The sequence below is a fragment of the Amycolatopsis iheyensis genome, from assembly GCF_024703995.1.
Lineage (GTDB): Bacteria > Actinomycetota > Actinomycetes > Mycobacteriales > Pseudonocardiaceae > Amycolatopsis > Amycolatopsis iheyensis.
Genome location: NZ_JAMXQV010000007.1, coordinates 255,779 through 270,292, shown reverse-complemented (window position 1 = coordinate 270,292; position 14,514 = coordinate 255,779). Strand labels below are relative to the sequence as shown.

Annotated in this window: 18 protein-coding genes; 4 read left to right on the top strand and 14 right to left on the bottom strand. The window is 70.1% G+C overall.

Features of this window, described 5'->3' with window-relative positions:
- Positions 1 to 40: 40 nt before the first annotated feature.
- The 10 genes from M8542_RS15765 to M8542_RS15720 form a co-directional block, all read right to left on the bottom strand.
- Positions 41 to 1,453, bottom strand: coding sequence for a hypothetical protein (locus M8542_RS15765; protein WP_257920897.1), 1,413 nt, complete (start codon positions 1,451 to 1,453; stop codon positions 41 to 43).
- 14 nt (positions 1,454 to 1,467) lie between these two features.
- On the bottom strand, positions 1,468 to 2,019 hold the full coding sequence (locus tag M8542_RS15760) for a DUF3558 family protein (RefSeq protein ID WP_257920896.1): 552 nt from the start codon (positions 2,017 to 2,019) through the stop codon (positions 1,468 to 1,470).
- Positions 2,019 to 2,429 carry a hypothetical protein gene (locus M8542_RS15755; RefSeq protein WP_257920895.1) on the bottom strand — a complete coding sequence of 137 codons (411 nt, stop codon included), beginning with the start codon at positions 2,427 to 2,429 and terminating at the stop codon, positions 2,019 to 2,021. The genes M8542_RS15760 and M8542_RS15755 overlap by 1 nt, the downstream gene beginning before the upstream one ends.
- Before the next feature lie 156 nt (positions 2,430 to 2,585).
- Positions 2,586 to 3,278, bottom strand: a complete 693-nt coding sequence (locus tag M8542_RS15750) for an ESX secretion-associated protein EspG (RefSeq protein ID WP_257920894.1) — start codon at positions 3,276 to 3,278, stop codon at positions 2,586 to 2,588.
- A gap of 33 nt (positions 3,279 to 3,311) precedes the next feature.
- Positions 3,312 to 4,505: a hypothetical protein gene (locus M8542_RS15745; protein WP_257920893.1), complete on the bottom strand. Its 1,194-nt coding sequence runs from the start codon at positions 4,503 to 4,505 to the stop codon at positions 3,312 to 3,314.
- Complete coding sequence (locus M8542_RS15740; RefSeq protein ID WP_257920892.1) at positions 4,502 to 4,939, bottom strand: hypothetical protein; 438 nt, start codon at positions 4,937 to 4,939, stop codon at positions 4,502 to 4,504. The genes M8542_RS15745 and M8542_RS15740 overlap by 4 nt, the downstream gene beginning before the upstream one ends.
- On the bottom strand, positions 4,936 to 5,511 hold the full coding sequence (locus M8542_RS15735; protein WP_257920891.1) for a 4Fe-4S single cluster domain-containing protein: 576 nt from the start codon (positions 5,509 to 5,511) through the stop codon (positions 4,936 to 4,938). The genes M8542_RS15740 and M8542_RS15735 overlap by 4 nt, the downstream gene beginning before the upstream one ends.
- A complete protein-coding gene (locus M8542_RS15730; RefSeq protein WP_257920890.1) occupies positions 5,499 to 5,714 on the bottom strand; it encodes a DUF2997 domain-containing protein in 216 nt (71 codons plus the stop codon). The genes M8542_RS15735 and M8542_RS15730 overlap by 13 nt, the downstream gene beginning before the upstream one ends.
- Positions 5,711 to 7,327 carry a Ycf46 family AAA ATPase gene (locus M8542_RS15725; RefSeq protein ID WP_257920889.1) on the bottom strand — a complete coding sequence of 539 codons (1,617 nt, stop codon included), beginning with the start codon at positions 7,325 to 7,327 and terminating at the stop codon, positions 5,711 to 5,713. Before M8542_RS15725 ends, M8542_RS15730 begins: the two co-directional genes overlap by 4 nt.
- A 30-nt stretch (positions 7,328 to 7,357) precedes the next feature.
- Positions 7,358 to 8,257, bottom strand: coding sequence for an SMP-30/gluconolactonase/LRE family protein (locus M8542_RS15720; protein ID WP_257920888.1), 900 nt, complete (start codon positions 8,255 to 8,257; stop codon positions 7,358 to 7,360).
- A 103-nt stretch (positions 8,258 to 8,360) separates the two neighbouring features.
- Between M8542_RS15720 and M8542_RS15715 the strand changes: the two genes are divergently transcribed.
- Together M8542_RS15715 and M8542_RS15710 are read left to right on the top strand one after the other, a co-directional pair.
- Positions 8,361 to 10,019, top strand: a complete 1,659-nt coding sequence (locus M8542_RS15715; protein ID WP_257920887.1) for an AMP-binding protein — start codon at positions 8,361 to 8,363, stop codon at positions 10,017 to 10,019.
- Positions 10,020 to 10,388: 369 nt separating this feature from the next.
- Positions 10,389 to 10,871, top strand: a complete 483-nt coding sequence (locus M8542_RS15710; protein ID WP_257920886.1) for a hypothetical protein — start codon at positions 10,389 to 10,391, stop codon at positions 10,869 to 10,871.
- A gap of 53 nt (positions 10,872 to 10,924) precedes the next feature.
- On the opposite strand, the gene M8542_RS15705 is transcribed toward M8542_RS15710, so the two are convergent.
- Both M8542_RS15705 and M8542_RS15700 read right to left on the bottom strand, forming a co-directional pair.
- Positions 10,925 to 11,893 carry a R2-like ligand-binding oxidase gene (locus M8542_RS15705; RefSeq protein ID WP_257920885.1) on the bottom strand — a complete coding sequence of 323 codons (969 nt, stop codon included), beginning with the start codon at positions 11,891 to 11,893 and terminating at the stop codon, positions 10,925 to 10,927.
- 23 nt (positions 11,894 to 11,916) lie between these two features.
- Positions 11,917 to 12,501, bottom strand: a complete 585-nt coding sequence (locus M8542_RS15700; RefSeq protein ID WP_257920884.1) for a TetR/AcrR family transcriptional regulator — start codon at positions 12,499 to 12,501, stop codon at positions 11,917 to 11,919.
- 145 nt (positions 12,502 to 12,646) lie between these two features.
- Here M8542_RS15700 and M8542_RS15695 point away from each other — a divergent pair, with 145 nt between their 5' ends.
- A complete protein-coding gene (locus tag M8542_RS15695; RefSeq protein ID WP_257920883.1) occupies positions 12,647 to 13,273 on the top strand; it encodes an HAD family hydrolase in 627 nt (208 codons plus the stop codon).
- On the opposite strand, the gene M8542_RS15690 is transcribed toward M8542_RS15695, so the two are convergent.
- On the bottom strand, positions 13,270 to 13,512 hold the full coding sequence (locus tag M8542_RS15690; RefSeq protein WP_257920882.1) for a hypothetical protein: 243 nt from the start codon (positions 13,510 to 13,512) through the stop codon (positions 13,270 to 13,272). The genes M8542_RS15695 and M8542_RS15690 overlap by 4 nt on opposite strands.
- Positions 13,513 to 13,645: 133 nt before the next feature.
- Here M8542_RS15690 and M8542_RS15685 point away from each other — a divergent pair, with 133 nt between their 5' ends.
- Entirely contained in the window at positions 13,646 to 14,032 is a 387-nt protein-coding gene (locus M8542_RS15685) for a cold-shock protein (protein ID WP_013230216.1), read from the top strand.
- On the opposite strand, the gene M8542_RS15680 is transcribed toward M8542_RS15685, so the two are convergent.
- The gene (locus M8542_RS15680) at positions 14,029 to 14,505 is read right to left on the bottom strand and encodes a DUF2771 family protein (protein WP_257920881.1); all 477 of its coding nucleotides are present in this window, start codon (positions 14,503 to 14,505) and stop codon (positions 14,029 to 14,031) included. The two genes, M8542_RS15685 and M8542_RS15680, sit on opposite strands and share 4 nt — an antisense overlap.
- Between the last annotated feature and the right edge of the window lie 9 nt (positions 14,506 to 14,514).

Here is a 14,514-nt window from a genome sequence, read left to right as displayed (position 1 = left end):
GTGCGCGGCCTTCGTCTAGGGGAGATTTAGGGGTCTTCCCTTACGACTCCCCGATGATGGGCTTGACGATCTTCTCGCCGTCGGGCCCGCGTTCCGGCTTGAGGTCGAAGACGTCTTCCTCGAGCCCGTACTTGTTCTTGTGCTCTTTGTCGTCTTCCTTCTTCTTGCCGGCCCCGGCGGCGCCCGCGGCACCGTTGGCCCCGGCCTTGCCCTTCGCGGCCGCGGCGGCCGTGGCCCCGCGTTCGAGCCGCTCGCCGGGGGCCTTCCCGCCGCCGGTCTTGGCGCCCTCGCCGCCTTCCTTCGGACCACCGGTGTAGCCACCACCGGACACGCGCGACCCGGCGAACCCGCTCCCGGCGCGTCCCGCGCCGGTTTTGCCTCGGGTGATGTCACCGCCGCCGGAGGTGCCGGTGCCACCGGGCGTCCCGGTCATGGCGAGGCCGTCGGGGGTCATCCGCGGGAAGCCACCGGCCGCGGGCGCGCCGCGGAAGCTGGTGTTGCCGCCGCCGAAGGTCCCGGTGCCACTGGTGACACCGGGCGGCACGTAGGACGGCGGAGTCGCACCGGGCGGCGTCACCCCGGGCGCGGTGGTGGTGCCGCCGCCGGGGACGAAGCTGCCGCTGGTCCCGCCGGGCCCGGTGGTCGTCCCGCCGATGGTCGGCGTGCCGGTGAAGCTGGTGCTGCTGGTCCCGTGGAAGCCGGAGACGGAGGTGGAGTCCCCCTGCCCCAGCTGCGGCGGCGGCGCGTAGGTGGGCTGGGAGCTGGCGGTCTCGTGGTAGGTGCCGTCGAGGTTCTGCAGGACCTGAACGGCCTGCTGGTGGGCGGCGTCGGCCTGCTGCTGCTTGAGCTGGATGTCGGCCATGGTGCCGCTCATGCCGATGAGATCGCCGGAGTTGTACTGCTGCTTGGCCTTGTCGAGCTCGGCTTGCTGGTTGAAGCCGGTGGGCTCGGGCATGTTGGTCTTGGCGTAGTGCGCGGCCGCGGACTGCTGCGAGTAGTGGTTCGACGCCAGCTGCATCGCGTTGCCGGTTTGCTCGGTGTGGCCGGCCGTGCTTTGGAAGAAGCCGTTCGCCTGGTCGGCTGCCGGGCCCTGCCAGGAGCCGCCTGCTGCGGTGGCCGCGTCGCGGAATTGGTTGGAGGCGTCGGCGAGCCAGTTGCCGTACACGTTCGCGACCCGGCTGCGGTCGTTGAGGTCTTCGAGGTTCATGTTCGTGTGAACCATGTCGTAGAGCTCTTCGTGCGGCTTGTTGGCGTAGTTTTCGCCGGGTTCGGGCGCGCCGCCCCGAAGGGTTTGGCCTTCCTGCAGTTGCTTTCCCTGAGCAACCGAATAGTCGGAGGCGGCTTTTTGGGTCATCCGCTGTCCGTCGGGGCCGAGGCCTTGGGCCTTCTGGGCGGTCTCCGCGTAGTAGTCACCCTCGGACTGGCGATGCTGCGCCCGGTGTGGCTGACTCATGGCTGGACTCCGTCTCAGTTGTTCTTCGGCAGCAGTGGCTCGACTTTCGGAGCGAGTTCTTCGATTTTCTTGCAGGCGGTGGCGGTGTCCGATCCGTAGGTGAGCGAGAACAGGGCTCGCGAGTTCCGCACCTGGAACCGGATGGCGCACTGACCCTTGGCGCGCAAAGGTTCCTGCTCCTCGATCGCCGGGCGGCCGTTCACTTTCCCGTCGCTGGCCTTGTCGGGGTTGTTCACGTTGTCCCGGTAGTTCCCGCCGGCCTGGAGGACTAGCCCGAGATCGATACCCGGAGTGTCGCCGGACGTGGGCTTGCTGGTGCGGCAGCTGTGCTCCGGAGCCGCGACACCCGGCACGGCCTGGGGAAAGCCTTGTCCGGCAAGGGCCTGGTCGAGGATCGTGCACGCACTCAACCCCGCGAACGGGTCAGCTGGATCAGCCGTGGTGCTGGTCGGAGTGGAACCCGTCGAACTCGGATTCGCCTGCCCGCCGACCGTGCTCGTGCAGGCGGTGAGGCAGAAGCCCAGTGCGAGGGTCGCGAGCGCGACTGGGGCGCGTCGTGCGGTCACTACTCGTGCAGCCCCTTGTCCAGGTTGGCGAACGTCATGCTGTGGGCGGCCTCGGTCTCGCGGTAGTTCTTCCGCGCGATCACCATCGCTTCGCGAGCTTGCTCCACGCCGTCGCGCATTTTTTCGAGGTTCGGGATCAACGATTCCGGGTCGCCGTTCGCGGCCTCAACGTTGAAGCTGGCGACCTTCTTGGCGTAGTCGCTGCCGCCCATCTGGGCCGGGTTCGCCAAGGTGTTGACGTCGAGGAGCATTTTGCCGAAGCCATCGAGGAAGAAGTCGCAGGCTTTGATGTACGCCTGGAACCCCTCTTCGTTCACGGCGAACTGACCGCTCTCCGCGAGCGACTTCAGATGCCGGCCGCCTTCGCCGATCTGCTCCGCGGCCTTCGTGTCCGTCGGGTCGGCGAACACGCCCGAAAGGAACTTCGACCCCGCGTCCCCCTCGCCGGCCGGTGGTGTGAACGACCCCGGTGCGCCGAACTGTGATCCGCCCATGACGCCCTCCCAGTCGTCTCGGCACCACCCTGCGTGGTCCCTCTGCACTGTACTAGTGACGAACCCGTGGTGTCAGTGGCTCGTGCCACGCTCGTGGAGCCAGGTGCGCAGGTGGGAACCATCCGAAGGGATGAACCGGACGCGGGTTTCGTCGCCCGGGAGGGTGTCCGTGATCATCAGGAACCGGCCGCCGTCGTTGTCGACGAACGAAACCGTTCCCATCGGGCGCAGGGAGCCGCCGTGGCGGGCCGACAGCTCGAACGTTCCGTAGCGGTGCAGCGGCCACCTGGAGAACTCCGCCGCCGCCTCGACGTCCTGGCGCGGTGCGCCGCGGGTGATCGTCAGCTCCGGCAGTGGCACCGGGCGGTACGCCGGGAGCATGCCGACCACCATGTCCACCAGGCGGTCCGGGCGGGTCTGGGCGAACAGGATCTCCTCGCCCGCCAGCTCCGAGAACACCCCCAGGCCGTGGCCGATCGCCGCGCGGTAGAACACCTCGCGGCCCTCCTCCGCCGCGCGGACGATGATCAGCACGTCCGGCTGGGTCCACGCCCGCAGCGTCTGCTCCACCTCGATGTCCAGTTTGTCCGGACCCGCCAGGCGGCGCGCCCGCATCGACTCCCACGAAGCCGCCGCGATGCGTTCGTTTTCCGCCAGCGTCTCGCCCGGGCTGCGGATTTCGAACGGGTGCCAGCTCGCCGGAAGACCGGTACGCCGGACCGCCGCGTCGACCTCAGCCAGGCCCAGTGAGAATTCCTCCGGCACGTCCCCGAGCGTAGCGGACCCGCCACCCCGCGCTCAGATGTCGAGCTGCCGCACACCCGTCTCGCGCAACGTCACCCGTCCGGCCGTCGCCTGTCTGCGCAGCCGGACGATCTCGTGCGGCTGCAACCCGATCGCGACGCCGAACGCCTCGACGTCCGGGAACCCGCCCTGCCGCCGGCGCACCTCGAGTGCCGTCGTCACCTGCGATGGCGAAAGCAGCCGGGCCAGCTCGGGCCCCGAAGCCGAATTGACGTCCAGCAGAGGTGCGACCAAAGGTGCGGGTGGCGGCGCCAGCTCCACCGCGTCCGACGGCACGAATGCCTCGATCGTGTCGTTCTGCCGCAGATCGCGGAACGCCAGCCCGACGGTGAACGTCCGCGCCCCGCCGTTCGTCCGCGTCGCCACGCCGTCCCGGGCCAGCGACAGGATCCGCAGCTCCGGCGCGACGACCGTGCTCTGCTCGTTGAACGTCGTCCCCTTCGGCCGCAGCACCCGCGCCCGCGTGCCGACCGTGAACACGCCGCCGCGGCCCTCCGGCACCTCGACCGCCGCCACCACCGAACCGTTGCCCAGGTCCTGGACGCCGTGCACGACCGCGACCCCCTCGCGGCGCTCCACGTCGACCGGCGAGTCGAACGCCGTCAGCACGTCGCCCGCCAGCGGCGGCACGTCGCACTGGAAGCCGAGCAGCACCGTGCCCGGCTGCCCGGGCGGCAGCTCGTCCAAAGGCCCGGTCGGCCCGAACAGGCCCAGCACCCGCATCGGCGAGCCGCCGCGCGCCAGGACCGTCAACGCCCCGAAGCGCAGCACGCCGTCCCGGACCAGCACCTGCGCGTGGAACCCGGTCAGCTGGTCGTACCCCGGCGCGGCCACCGTCGCGGAAGCGATGGGGCGGCTGAGGTCCGGCCCGGCGACGTCGTCGGTGTACAGCTCCAGCGCGTCGCCGTGCCCGAGGTCGCGCCACCCGACGGCGACGAACACGTCCTTCAGGAACCCGGCGTCGGTCACCGGCTCGACGTCGCTGGAAAAGAACTTCTTCCGCACCATGATCCCGAGGCGCAGGTTGTCCGCGAGCACGCGATCACCACGGCGGAGCCGGGCCCGCGCGCCGCGGACCGCGCGCCCGAGGCTCACCTGCGCGCCGGGCAGCTCGCCGAGGCCGGGCAGGGTGACCGAGTCGTTGAGCGCCTTGCCGAACTCGAGCAGCCCGACCCTGACCTCGGTCACGACGTGGCGGCCAGGGTGACGCTGATCGACTGGTCGGCGTTGACCCGCTCGGACTCGACGACCATCCCGTTCGACGCCGCGCGCTGCTTCAGCCGCGCGAGCACTGCCTGCTGCACCTGAGCCGCGTAGGCCTCGTCGACCGACAGCACCAGCCGCGAAGCCTCGGCTTCGGCGAGCCCCGGCCCGTCGACGTGCGCGAGCTGGACGCCGTCGGGGCCGTAAACGAACGTGACGCGGCGGCCCTCCCACGCGGCGACGACGGCGGTGCCGTCGTCGGTCACCTGCGCCCGCAGGCCGGTCAACGCGCGGGCGAGCAGGTCGCGGTGGCGCATCCGGGTCCGCACGGTGACGACGCCGGCCTGCGTGTGCGCGGCGATCGTGGCCGCGTTGAGCTGCGCGAGCGCCTCGCTGCGCAGCTTGAGCGTGACGCTCATCGGTGGTCCCCTTCGAGCAGCGCTTCGAGCACTTCGGTGGTGGCGAACCCGTTCAGCTCGATCCCGCCGTCCGGCGCGATCGTGAGCTCCAGGCGGTTCGGGGTGGTGAAGATCGACTCGTCGTAGCGGTCGGTCAGGAAGTGGAACCGCTGGTTCGCCGAGCCCACCCACGGCCGCGACGGCTCCGGCTCCTCGGCCAGGAACGGCCCGTCCACCAGCAGGTCCGTCGAGTCCAGCAGCTGCGACGGCGGCAGCTCTTCCAGGACGTGCCCGGTGAACGTCATCACCGAGAGGCCCGCCGAGCGCACCGCGGCGGCGAAGCACCCGAGCGGCCCAGGCTGGTCGAACGGCTCGCCGCCGAGCAGCGTGACGCCCTCGATGCCGTCGATCGCCAGGACGCGCGAAACCAGGTCCGGCCACGCCAGGCGAAAACCGCCGCGGGTCGTCCACGTCTGCGGGTTGAAGCACCCGGGGCAGCGCACCGAACACCCCTGCGTCCACACCGCGCACCGCAGGCCGGGCCCTTCGGCCGCGGTGACGTCGACGATCCGGTGGAGGTTCAGGAGTTCCATTGCGACTGCTGCTGCGACGCCGTGTTTTCGGCGGAAGCCGACGTCCGCCGGTAGTCCTCGGTGAACTCCGACGTCTCGGTCTCCGCGCCGAGCAGGTCCTCGAGCAGCGGGATGTAGTCGAGGCACTTCGACCCGGTCACGCCGTGGGTCTCGGCGCTGATCGAGCCGTCCTTGCCGATGGTGACGGTCACGCGGTGCGTCATACGTCGATCGTCCTTCCCCTCGGGGACTCCGGCGCGGGCGTGGCGACCCGCTCGGCGACCGCTTCGCCGGCGGTGTCCGTGGCTGCGACGGCCCGGGTCTCCGCCCAGTTCCGGATGGCCAGGATCTCGTCGGCCTGGGTGACCGACAACGGCACGGTCGACTTCACCGCGCGCACCAGGTCGTCCCGGCGCAGCGGCCGCTTCTCGGCGAACGCGTCGACCAGCCCGGACAGCACGGCCTGCTCGATCTCGGCGCCGCTGTAACCCGCGCTGACGTCGGCGAGCTCGGCGAACAGCGCGTCGTCCACGGGCAGTTCGCTCGCGACGAACGCGTCGGTGACGCGCTTGGCCAGGTGGATCCGCCAGATCGCGGCACGCTCGGGCGCCGAGGGCAGGTCGACGAAGAAGATCTCGTCGAAGCGGCCCTTGCGGAGGAACTCCGGCGGCAGCGAGCCGACCTGGTTCGCGGTGGCCATCACGAACACCGGCGCCGACTTCTCCTGCATCCAGGACAGGAAGGTGCCGAAGACGCGCCGCGCGGTGCCGCCGTCACCGCCGCCACCCGCGCCCGCGAGGCCCTTCTCGATCTCGTCGACCCACAACACGCACGGCGCGATGCCTTCCGCGGTGCGGATGACCGTGCGGATGTTCTTCTCGCTCGAGCCCACGAGCCCGGCGAAGACCCGGCCCAGGTCGAGACGCAGCAGCGGCAGGCGCCACATGTTCGCGACGCACACCGCGGACAGGCTCTTGCCGCAGCCGGGGACGCCGGTGAGCAGCAGGCCCTTCGGCGCGGCGAGGTTGTACGCCGACGCCGCTGGTGTCCAGGTGCCGGTGCGCTTGGTGAGCCAGCGCTTGAGCCGGTCGAGGCCGCCGACGGCGTCGAAGCTCGTCTCCGCCGGGACGATGTCGAGCATCCCGGACCGGCGGACGGCCTGGCGCTTCTCGGCGAGGATCAGCTCCAGGTCGCTGGGATCGAGCCCGCCGCCCTCGACGAGCGCCCTGGCGAAGGCGTTCTCGGCTTCGGGCAGCGTGAGGCCGCGTGCGGCGGCGACGATCATGTCGCGGTCGTCGCGGTCGATGCTGATCCGGACGTTCTGCCGGTGCGCGGCGACCATGCCGTCGAGCAGCTCGCCGATCTGGCGCTGGTCGGGCAGCGGGAAGTCGAGGACGGTGGCGTCGTGCTCCAGCTCCGGCGGCACCGGCAATGACGGCGACACGAGGATCAGGCTCAGCGGCACCGGCCGGTTCTTGAACGCGGCGGCCAGCTCCCGCAGCCGGCGGACGACGTCCGGATCGGGCCGGTGCCCGCCCTCGGAGACCAGCGACGGGTGCAGGTCGGCGAAGACGAACACGGCGGGCTCGCCCCAGCCGTAGATCCGCTCGAGCGCGGCGGCCGCGGCCCGGGTCTCGCTGATCGGCGGGCCGCCGGCGGGGGCGAGGCCGGTGGTGGAGGACCAGACGTAGACGCGGCGCGGCGTGCGAAGGCGCTGCTGGTCCTCGGCGACCGCGCGGATCTCCCGCAGCACCCGCTGCTCCTCGTGCGTTTCGACGACCAGCAGCGGGTAACGCGCCTGCAGCAGCTGAGTCAGCTCGTCACGGAACCCGGACATCCATCGCCCCCTGAAAAGTCCGTTCGCACCTTACGCGCCGACGACGAGGACCTCGTAGGTCGGACTGGTGGGCGGGAGGCCGCTGAAGATGTGGGAGTTGACGACGGCGAGGTGGTTGCCCACCTTGATCGCCGAGACCGGCTGGTCGAACAGCGGGTCGGTGATCGTGCCGGCCGCGGTGCCGTGGCTCAGGTCGCCGTCGAGACACCACCGGGTGATCTTGTCGTCGAGCTGGACCGCCCACAGCCGGTGTCCTTCGAGCACGAGGCTGACGACGCTGGGCGCGTTCACCCCGGCGAGCTCCGCGCTGACCCCGGTGCGCGGGTCGATCTTGTAGACCTTGCCCGGCGTCGTGGCGGCCACCAGCAGGGTGTCGCCGGACGGCGTGGCGATGATGTCGTTCATGAAGAAGTCGCCGGGGGAGCCGCCCGCCCCGGGCCCGGTCAGCGGCAGGGTGCGCGGGGTGCCGAGCCGCCCGGCCACGACCGGCACGAAGAACAGCTGCGGGTGATAGGAGTCGGTGAACCAGGCGCCCTGCGGCGTCACCACCACGTCGTTGACGTAGGAGGTCTGCGGGTCGCCGAAGGTGAAGTCCGCGACCTTCGCCTTGCTCCGGACGTCGTAGACGTAGGCCTTGCCGCCGGCCGCACCGGCGACGAACAGCAGGTCGTGGCGCCGGTCGAAGTCCAGCCCGGCCGCCCAGGTGCCGGGCGGCGCCTCGATGAAGCGCTCGGCCGTGCCGCGGCCGAGGTTCTCGCGGAAGATCGTGCCGGTGACGAGGTCGCCGGTGTAGTAGTCGCCGCCGCCGGCCGCGGTGATGCCTTCGGCGGACTTGGCGCCGGGCAGCACGATCACCTTCGTCGCCGCGGCCGCCGGCATGGCCGGCACGAGCAGCAGAAGCGCCGCCGTCAGAGCCAGGATTCTTCGCATCGGGTCCCCTCCCTTGTCCCAGGTGGATCCTGCCACCGAGCTGGCTGACCCGGTACCGGGTTCTTAGACTCGGCGGCAGTCACCGTCGACTTCAGGAGGCACCATGCCTGACGCGCCCGCCCTGCCGAGTTACGCCTCGGGGATTTCCGAGGTCCCGCTGCTCGGCGACACCATCGGGGACAACTTCGACCGGACGGTGGCCGCGTTCGGGGACCGGGACGCCCTCGTCGACCGGACCGCCGGGCGCCGCTGGACCTACCGCGAGCTCGCCGCCGAGGTGAACGCGCTGGCGCTGGGGCTGGTCGCGCGGGGCATCGGCAAGGGGGACCGGGTCGGCATCTGGTCGCCCAACCGCGCCGAGTGGACGTTCCTGCAGTACGCGACCGCGAAGATCGGCGCGATCCTGGTCAACATCAACCCCGCGTACCGCTCGCACGAGCTGGAGTACGTGCTCAACCAGGCCGGCATCCGGCTGCTGGTGGCGTCGGACGCGTTCAAGACGTCCGACTATCCCGCAATGGTCGAGGAGGTGCGCGAGAAGTGCGCCGCGCTCGAACACGTCGTGATCCTCGGCGGCGACGACTGGCAGGGCCTGATGGACGCGGGCTGGCAGGGTGACCCGGCCCAGCTGACGCACCTGCAGGCCGGGCTTTCGGCCGACGACCCGATCAACATCCAGTACACCTCGGGCACGACCGGCTTCCCCAAGGGCGCCACCCTGTCGCACCACAACATCCTCAACAACGGCTACTTCGTCGGCGAGCTGTGCAACTACACCGAACACGACAAGGTGTGCATCCCGGTGCCCTTCTACCACTGCTTCGGCATGGTGATGGGCAACCTCGCGTGCACCACCCACGGCTCGTGCATGGTGATCCCGGCGCCGGCGTTCGACCCACGCGCCACGCTGGAAGCCGTCGCCGCCGAGCAGTGCACCTCGCTCTACGGCGTGCCGACCATGTTCATCGCCGAGCTGAACCACCCGGACTTCGCGAGCTTCGACCTGTCGTCGCTGCGGACCGGGATCATGGCGGGCTCGCCGTGCCCGGTCGAGGTGATGAAGCAGGTCATCGACCGGATGGGGATGGCGGAGGTGTCGATCTGCTACGGCATGACCGAGACGTCCCCGGTGTCGACGCAGACCCGCGCGGACGACTCGATCGAGCGTCGCGTGTCGACGGTCGGGCGGGTCGGGCCGCACCTGGAGGTCAAGGTCGTCGACCCGGAAACCGGGCTGACGGTGCCGCGCGGCGAGCCGGGCGAGCTGTGCACACGCGGGTATTCGGTGATGCTCGGCTACTGGGAGCAGGCGGACAAGACGGCCGAAGCGATCGACGCGGCCCGCTGGATGCACACCGGCGACCTGGCCGTCATGGACGGCGACGGCTACGTCAACATCACCGGCCGCATCAAGGACATGGTCATCCGCGGCGGCGAGAACCTCTACCCGCGCGAGATCGAGGAGTTCCTCTACACGCACCCGGACATCCTCGACGCGCAGGTCATCGGCGTCCCGGACGAGAAGTACGGCGAAGAGCTGATGGCGTGGGTGCGGATGCGCGAAGGCGCTTCGCCGTTGACCGCCGAGAAGGTGCGCGAGTTCTGCGAAGGCAAGCTCGCGCGCTACAAGATCCCGCGGTACGTGCACGTCGTCGAGGAGTTCCCGATGACCGTCACCGGCAAGGTCCGCAAGGTCGAGATGCGCGAGAAGTCGATCAGCCTCCTCGGGTTGGAGCAGGCAGCCGCGACGAAGCACGCCTAAACCAGGGCGCGCGGTCGGGCGTTACGCCTTCGCAAGATGTGTCTCGCGAAGGGAGACCGACGTGACCCGAGCTTGGGAGTGGTGACCGATGCGCAGTTGGGACTGGTGAAGCGATGACCCGTCAATGGGAATGGTGAAGCGATGACTCGCGTATGGGACTGGTGATCTCGTGATGCGCAACAACGAATGGTGAAGTCCTGAACCACGCCGTTTCGGTGGCCTGTCCGAGCCGGATTGGTCACCGGAGCGGTGGGGTGGGACACAGGTTTTCGCACGCATGATCTTCGTGGCGACGGGCAACCGGGCTCCGGGACGGTGAGAGCGTTCCGGACCGAAACCCCGTATCCGTCAACGAAAAGGGGAAGATTCATGCGTATGATCCGCCGCACCATGGCCGCCGGGGCCCTCGCCCTGCCGCTCACCTTGGGCGTCGCCGGAATCGCTTCGGCCGACAGCTACGGCGGCACCGAGGTCCAGGCGGGCCCGGACGGCGCGGCGACGCACGCCGTGCAAGCCGACACCCACCGCGGCGGGAGCAGCTTCCACGAGAGCTCCACGGCCGCTGGTCCGGACGGCGCTGCCACCAGCGGGACATCCGCGTCGGCGAACCGCCACGGCGACAGCCAGTACCGGCAGCACCAGGGCGCCGCCTCGAAGGACGGCGCGGCCACCTGGGACACGTCGGCCGAGAACAGCCGCGACGGCGGCTCGCAGTACCGCCAGCACACCGGCTGGGCGGGCCAGGACGGCGCCGGCTCGAGTGACACCCACGCGAGCACCGGCAGCGACGGCGGCCACGACCGTGGCGGCGACGGCGTCCTGACCGGGACCCTCGGCGCGATCGGCCTCTGAGCGAAAACCACGAGGGGCACCTCCACCTCGGAGGTGCCCCTCGATGGTGCGCCTCAGGAAACCGCCGCGGCCGCTTCCGCGATCGCCTTCGCGTCTTCCTCGCCGAAGGTCTCTTCGAGGTGCTCGGGTGAGTAGTCGAGGTCGATCTGCTCCACCGGCATTCCGCGCGCCGACTCGATCGCGCCCAGGCGGCGCTGGGCGCGGTCCGCCGCGTACTGGATGATCTCCTCGGGGTCGTTATCGAACGGCACTTCCTCGAACTGGTCCTGCACCCACTGGATCATGCTGAGCGCGTGCGGCAGCAGCTCACCCATCCGCTGCTGCACCGCGTCCCACAGCGAGTCGTCCGCGGCGACGTGGCGGCGGCAGGTGAACGTGCCCCACGCCATGTGGCGGCGCTCGTCGTCGCCGATGCGGCGGACCAGCTCCTGCATGCCCGGCAGGATGTCGTTCTGCGTGCAGATCAGCTGCCACGAGTAGTAACCCGTCAGCGCCAGGCTGCCCTCGATCACGTGGTTGTAGGTCACGCTCGCGCGGATCTGGTTGAGCGGGCTGGGATCTTCCTCCAGCGCACGCAGCGACCGGGGTAGTTCTTCGTAGAACAGCTTGCGGTAGTGCGGGTTTTCGGCGACGTACGGGTGCAGGTCCTCGGTCAGCCCGACCGCGTCCATCCAGCGCCGGAACACTTCCGTGTGCTTGGCTTCCTCGAAGCAGAACTGCGTCAGGTACATCTCGTCGCCGAACCGGCCGGTCGCCGACATCGCCCGCATGAACGGCTGGATGTCCTCGGTGACGGCTTCTTCCCCGGCGATGAACTGCGCGACGAGGTACGTCGTGCTGCGCTTCTGCTCGTCGTTCAGCGTGTCCCAGCCGTCGCGCTCACGGCTGAAGTCGATGTCGGCCGGGTTCCAGAACTTCTTGTTGCCCTTGACGAACAGCCGCAGCGGGAACGAGTCCCAGTTCAGGCCGCCCTTGCGCAGCGAGGAGAAACCGGTTCGCAGTTCGGAGAGCGTGTCGGTCATCGTGTCACTCCATTGTGGACGAATCAGTGGACGAATCGGCGAATCGCGGGCGCCAGCACCGCGGTGACGGAGTCGGCGGCCTCGGTCGCCGAATGCGTGGGCAGCACCAGGTGGGACAGGGAAAGCCGCACGACGGTCTCCGCGAGCAGAGCCGCGGACTCCGCCGAGAGCCCGGGCTCGAACTCCCGGTACTGCTCGGCGGCGAGAGCGGCGGCCGCGGTGAGGATGGGTTCGCCCTTGGTGGTGAGCAGGGGCAGCAGGTCCTCGCCCGCCTCGGTGCCGAGCGCGGCCGCGACCAGGCGGTTCTCGCGCGCGTGCTCGATCGTGTAGACGACGGCGTGGTGGATGCCGGCCAGGAGGCCGTCCGCCGTCTCGAACCGCTGCCGGATCCCGTCGAGGAACTCCGACGCGGTGCGCAGCGCCACCGCCTGGGTCAGCGCCGCCTTGTTGCCGAACTCGTTGTAGACGGTCTGCCTGCTCACCCCGGCCCCGGCGGCGACGTCGGCCATCCGCAGGCCCGCGTAACCGGCCTCCGGCAACAGGTCCGCGGCCGCGTCGAGCAGGGCTTCCCGGAGGGACGCCTTCGTCCGGTCAGTGAAGCTGGTCACACCCCCACCTTGACACGGATTGCTCTGCTGTCAAGACGCTGTACATGATCGGTTGACGTGTAAAACTGTCGGTGGTGGCGGCTAACGTGTCGGTTGTATCAATACAGCGGCGCGAAGCGCCTCGGTTGAGGGTGGTGGCGGGGGCATGGATGGAATCACGGTGGGGTTCGACCTCGACATGACACTGATCGACGCGCGGCCGGGCATGGCCGCGGCGATGAACGCGCTCGGCGTCGAATCCGGCCTGCCGCTGGACGGCGACGCGTTCGCGGCCAACCTCGGGCCGCCGCTCGACGACATCCTGCGCGGCTTCGAGGCGCCGGAGGAACGCATCCCGGGTCTCGTCGACCGGTTCCGCGCGCTGTACCCCGAGATGGTCGTGCCGAGCACGGTTGCGCTGCCGGGCGCGGTCGAGTCGCTCCGGGCGGTGCGCGCCGCGGGCGGGCGCACGCTGGTCGTCACCGGGAAGTACGGGCCCAACGCGCAACTGCACGTCGACGCGCTCGGCCTCGACGTCGACGAGGTCGTGGGCGAGCTGTGGTCGACGCGGAAGGCCGAGGCGCTCCGGGCGCACGACGCGCGCGTGTATGTCGGAGATCACGCCGGCGACATCCGCGGCGCGCTGGCCGCCAACGCGATCGCGGTCGGCGTCACGACCGGGCCGTGCGATCGCGCGCTCCTGCTGAGCGAAGGCGCCGAAGTGGTGTTCGACTCGCTGACGGAGTTCCCGGGCTGGTTCGAGCGGACCTTCGCGGGGAGCGTGGTGCCTTAGCTCGTTTTCTTGCCCCGCGCCTCGAAGACCAGCGCGAGCAGGCCGAGCAGCAGGCCCAGCGGGGTGACGACACCGGCGCCGACGGACAGCCAGATCGGCAGGTTCTCCAGGCCGGCGGCGAACATGATGAACACCGTCAGCACGGCGAGCATGCCGAGGGCGAACAGGCCGATGCCGATCCGCATCAGGAACGGTTTGCCGGGGGCGGCCACGGTGGCCTCCTTCGTCGCGGTCGTCATGACGGAGAGGGTATCCGCCGGTATCGACTTCTCCCCAGGGCATGTGGCGAGATACCCTTTACCCCAGCGCGCCCTGGGTACGCCCCCGGGCGCGTTCGTCGTGAGCAGGACAGCAGAAGGATTGGTGAGGGAAGTGCCGACCGGCAAGGTCAAGTGGTACGACGCGGAGAAGGGGTTCGGGTTCGTCACGCAGGACGGTGGCGCCGACGTCTACATCCGCAAGGCCGCGCTGCCGCAGGGCGTCGAGGGGCTCAAGGCCGGCCAGCGGCTGGAGTTCGGCGTCGCCGACGGCCGCCGTGGGCCGCAAGCGCTCTCCGTCCGGCTGCTCGACCCGCCGCCGTCCGTCGCCGAGGCCCGCCGTCGTCCGGCCGAGGAGCTGCACGGCCTGATCGAGGACATGATCAAGCTGCTCGAGCTCAAGGTGCAGCCGGACCTGCGGCGCAACCGCTACCCGGACCGCAAGCACACCAAGCAGATCGCCGAGATCATGCGCGCGGTCGCCAGGGACATCGATCCCTAAGCCTCCAGCCGGAGACCCCACACGTCGCTGGGCAGCAGGCCCGACTCGCCGGTGCCCGCGTTCAGCACGGCGGTGTACTTCTGCACGTCGACGGCCGAGATGCGGTCGGCGGGCGTCGGCGGCGTCACGGTGTACGCGTAGCGGTCCAGTGACGTGAACGGGATCGGGTCGCTCTGCTTGAACTCGCCCTGCGGGGTCACGTACTCGTAGACGATCTGCCACGGCGCGTCGGCGACCTCGCCGGGCACCGAGATCTGCACGGGCTTGCCCGGGCGGACCTTCAACGTCTTCGTGTCGCCCTTGGCGCTGCACGGCTGCGCGAGCTGCTGGGAGTAGTCACACGTCAGCACCGGCGTGGTGTTGATCGTGTGGCCGTCGGCGTAGAACGTGACCTCGGCCGGGCCGGGCGCCGAGCAGCCGGCCACCGCGAACCCACCGGCCGCAAGCAGGGCCACCACCCGGGAACGTCGCATGGCCGGAGC

Coding starts and splice junctions, on each gene's coding strand:
- M8542_RS15765 (WP_257920897.1), bottom strand. CDS start 1,453: ATGAGTCAGCCACACCGGGCGCAGCATCGCCAGTCCGAGGGTGACTAC.
- M8542_RS15740 (WP_257920892.1), bottom strand. CDS start 4,939: ATGAGCGTCACGCTCAAGCTGCGCAGCGAGGCGCTCGCGCAGCTCAAC.
- M8542_RS15735 (WP_257920891.1), bottom strand. CDS start 5,511: ATGGAACTCCTGAACCTCCACCGGATCGTCGACGTCACCGCGGCCGAA.
- M8542_RS15730 (WP_257920890.1), bottom strand. CDS start 5,714: ATGACGCACCGCGTGACCGTCACCATCGGCAAGGACGGCTCGATCAGC.
- M8542_RS15725 (WP_257920889.1), bottom strand. CDS start 7,327: ATGTCCGGGTTCCGTGACGAGCTGACTCAGCTGCTGCAGGCGCGTTAC.
- M8542_RS15720 (WP_257920888.1), bottom strand. CDS start 8,257: ATGCGAAGAATCCTGGCTCTGACGGCGGCGCTTCTGCTGCTCGTGCCG.
- M8542_RS15715 (WP_257920887.1), top strand. CDS start 8,361: ATGCCTGACGCGCCCGCCCTGCCGAGTTACGCCTCGGGGATTTCCGAG.
- M8542_RS15710 (WP_257920886.1), top strand. CDS start 10,389: ATGCGTATGATCCGCCGCACCATGGCCGCCGGGGCCCTCGCCCTGCCG.
- M8542_RS15705 (WP_257920885.1), bottom strand. CDS start 11,893: ATGACCGACACGCTCTCCGAACTGCGAACCGGTTTCTCCTCGCTGCGC.
- M8542_RS15695 (WP_257920883.1), top strand. CDS start 12,647: ATGGATGGAATCACGGTGGGGTTCGACCTCGACATGACACTGATCGAC.
- M8542_RS15690 (WP_257920882.1), bottom strand. CDS start 13,512: ATGACGACCGCGACGAAGGAGGCCACCGTGGCCGCCCCCGGCAAACCG.
- M8542_RS15680 (WP_257920881.1), bottom strand. CDS start 14,505: ATGCGACGTTCCCGGGTGGTGGCCCTGCTTGCGGCCGGTGGGTTCGCG.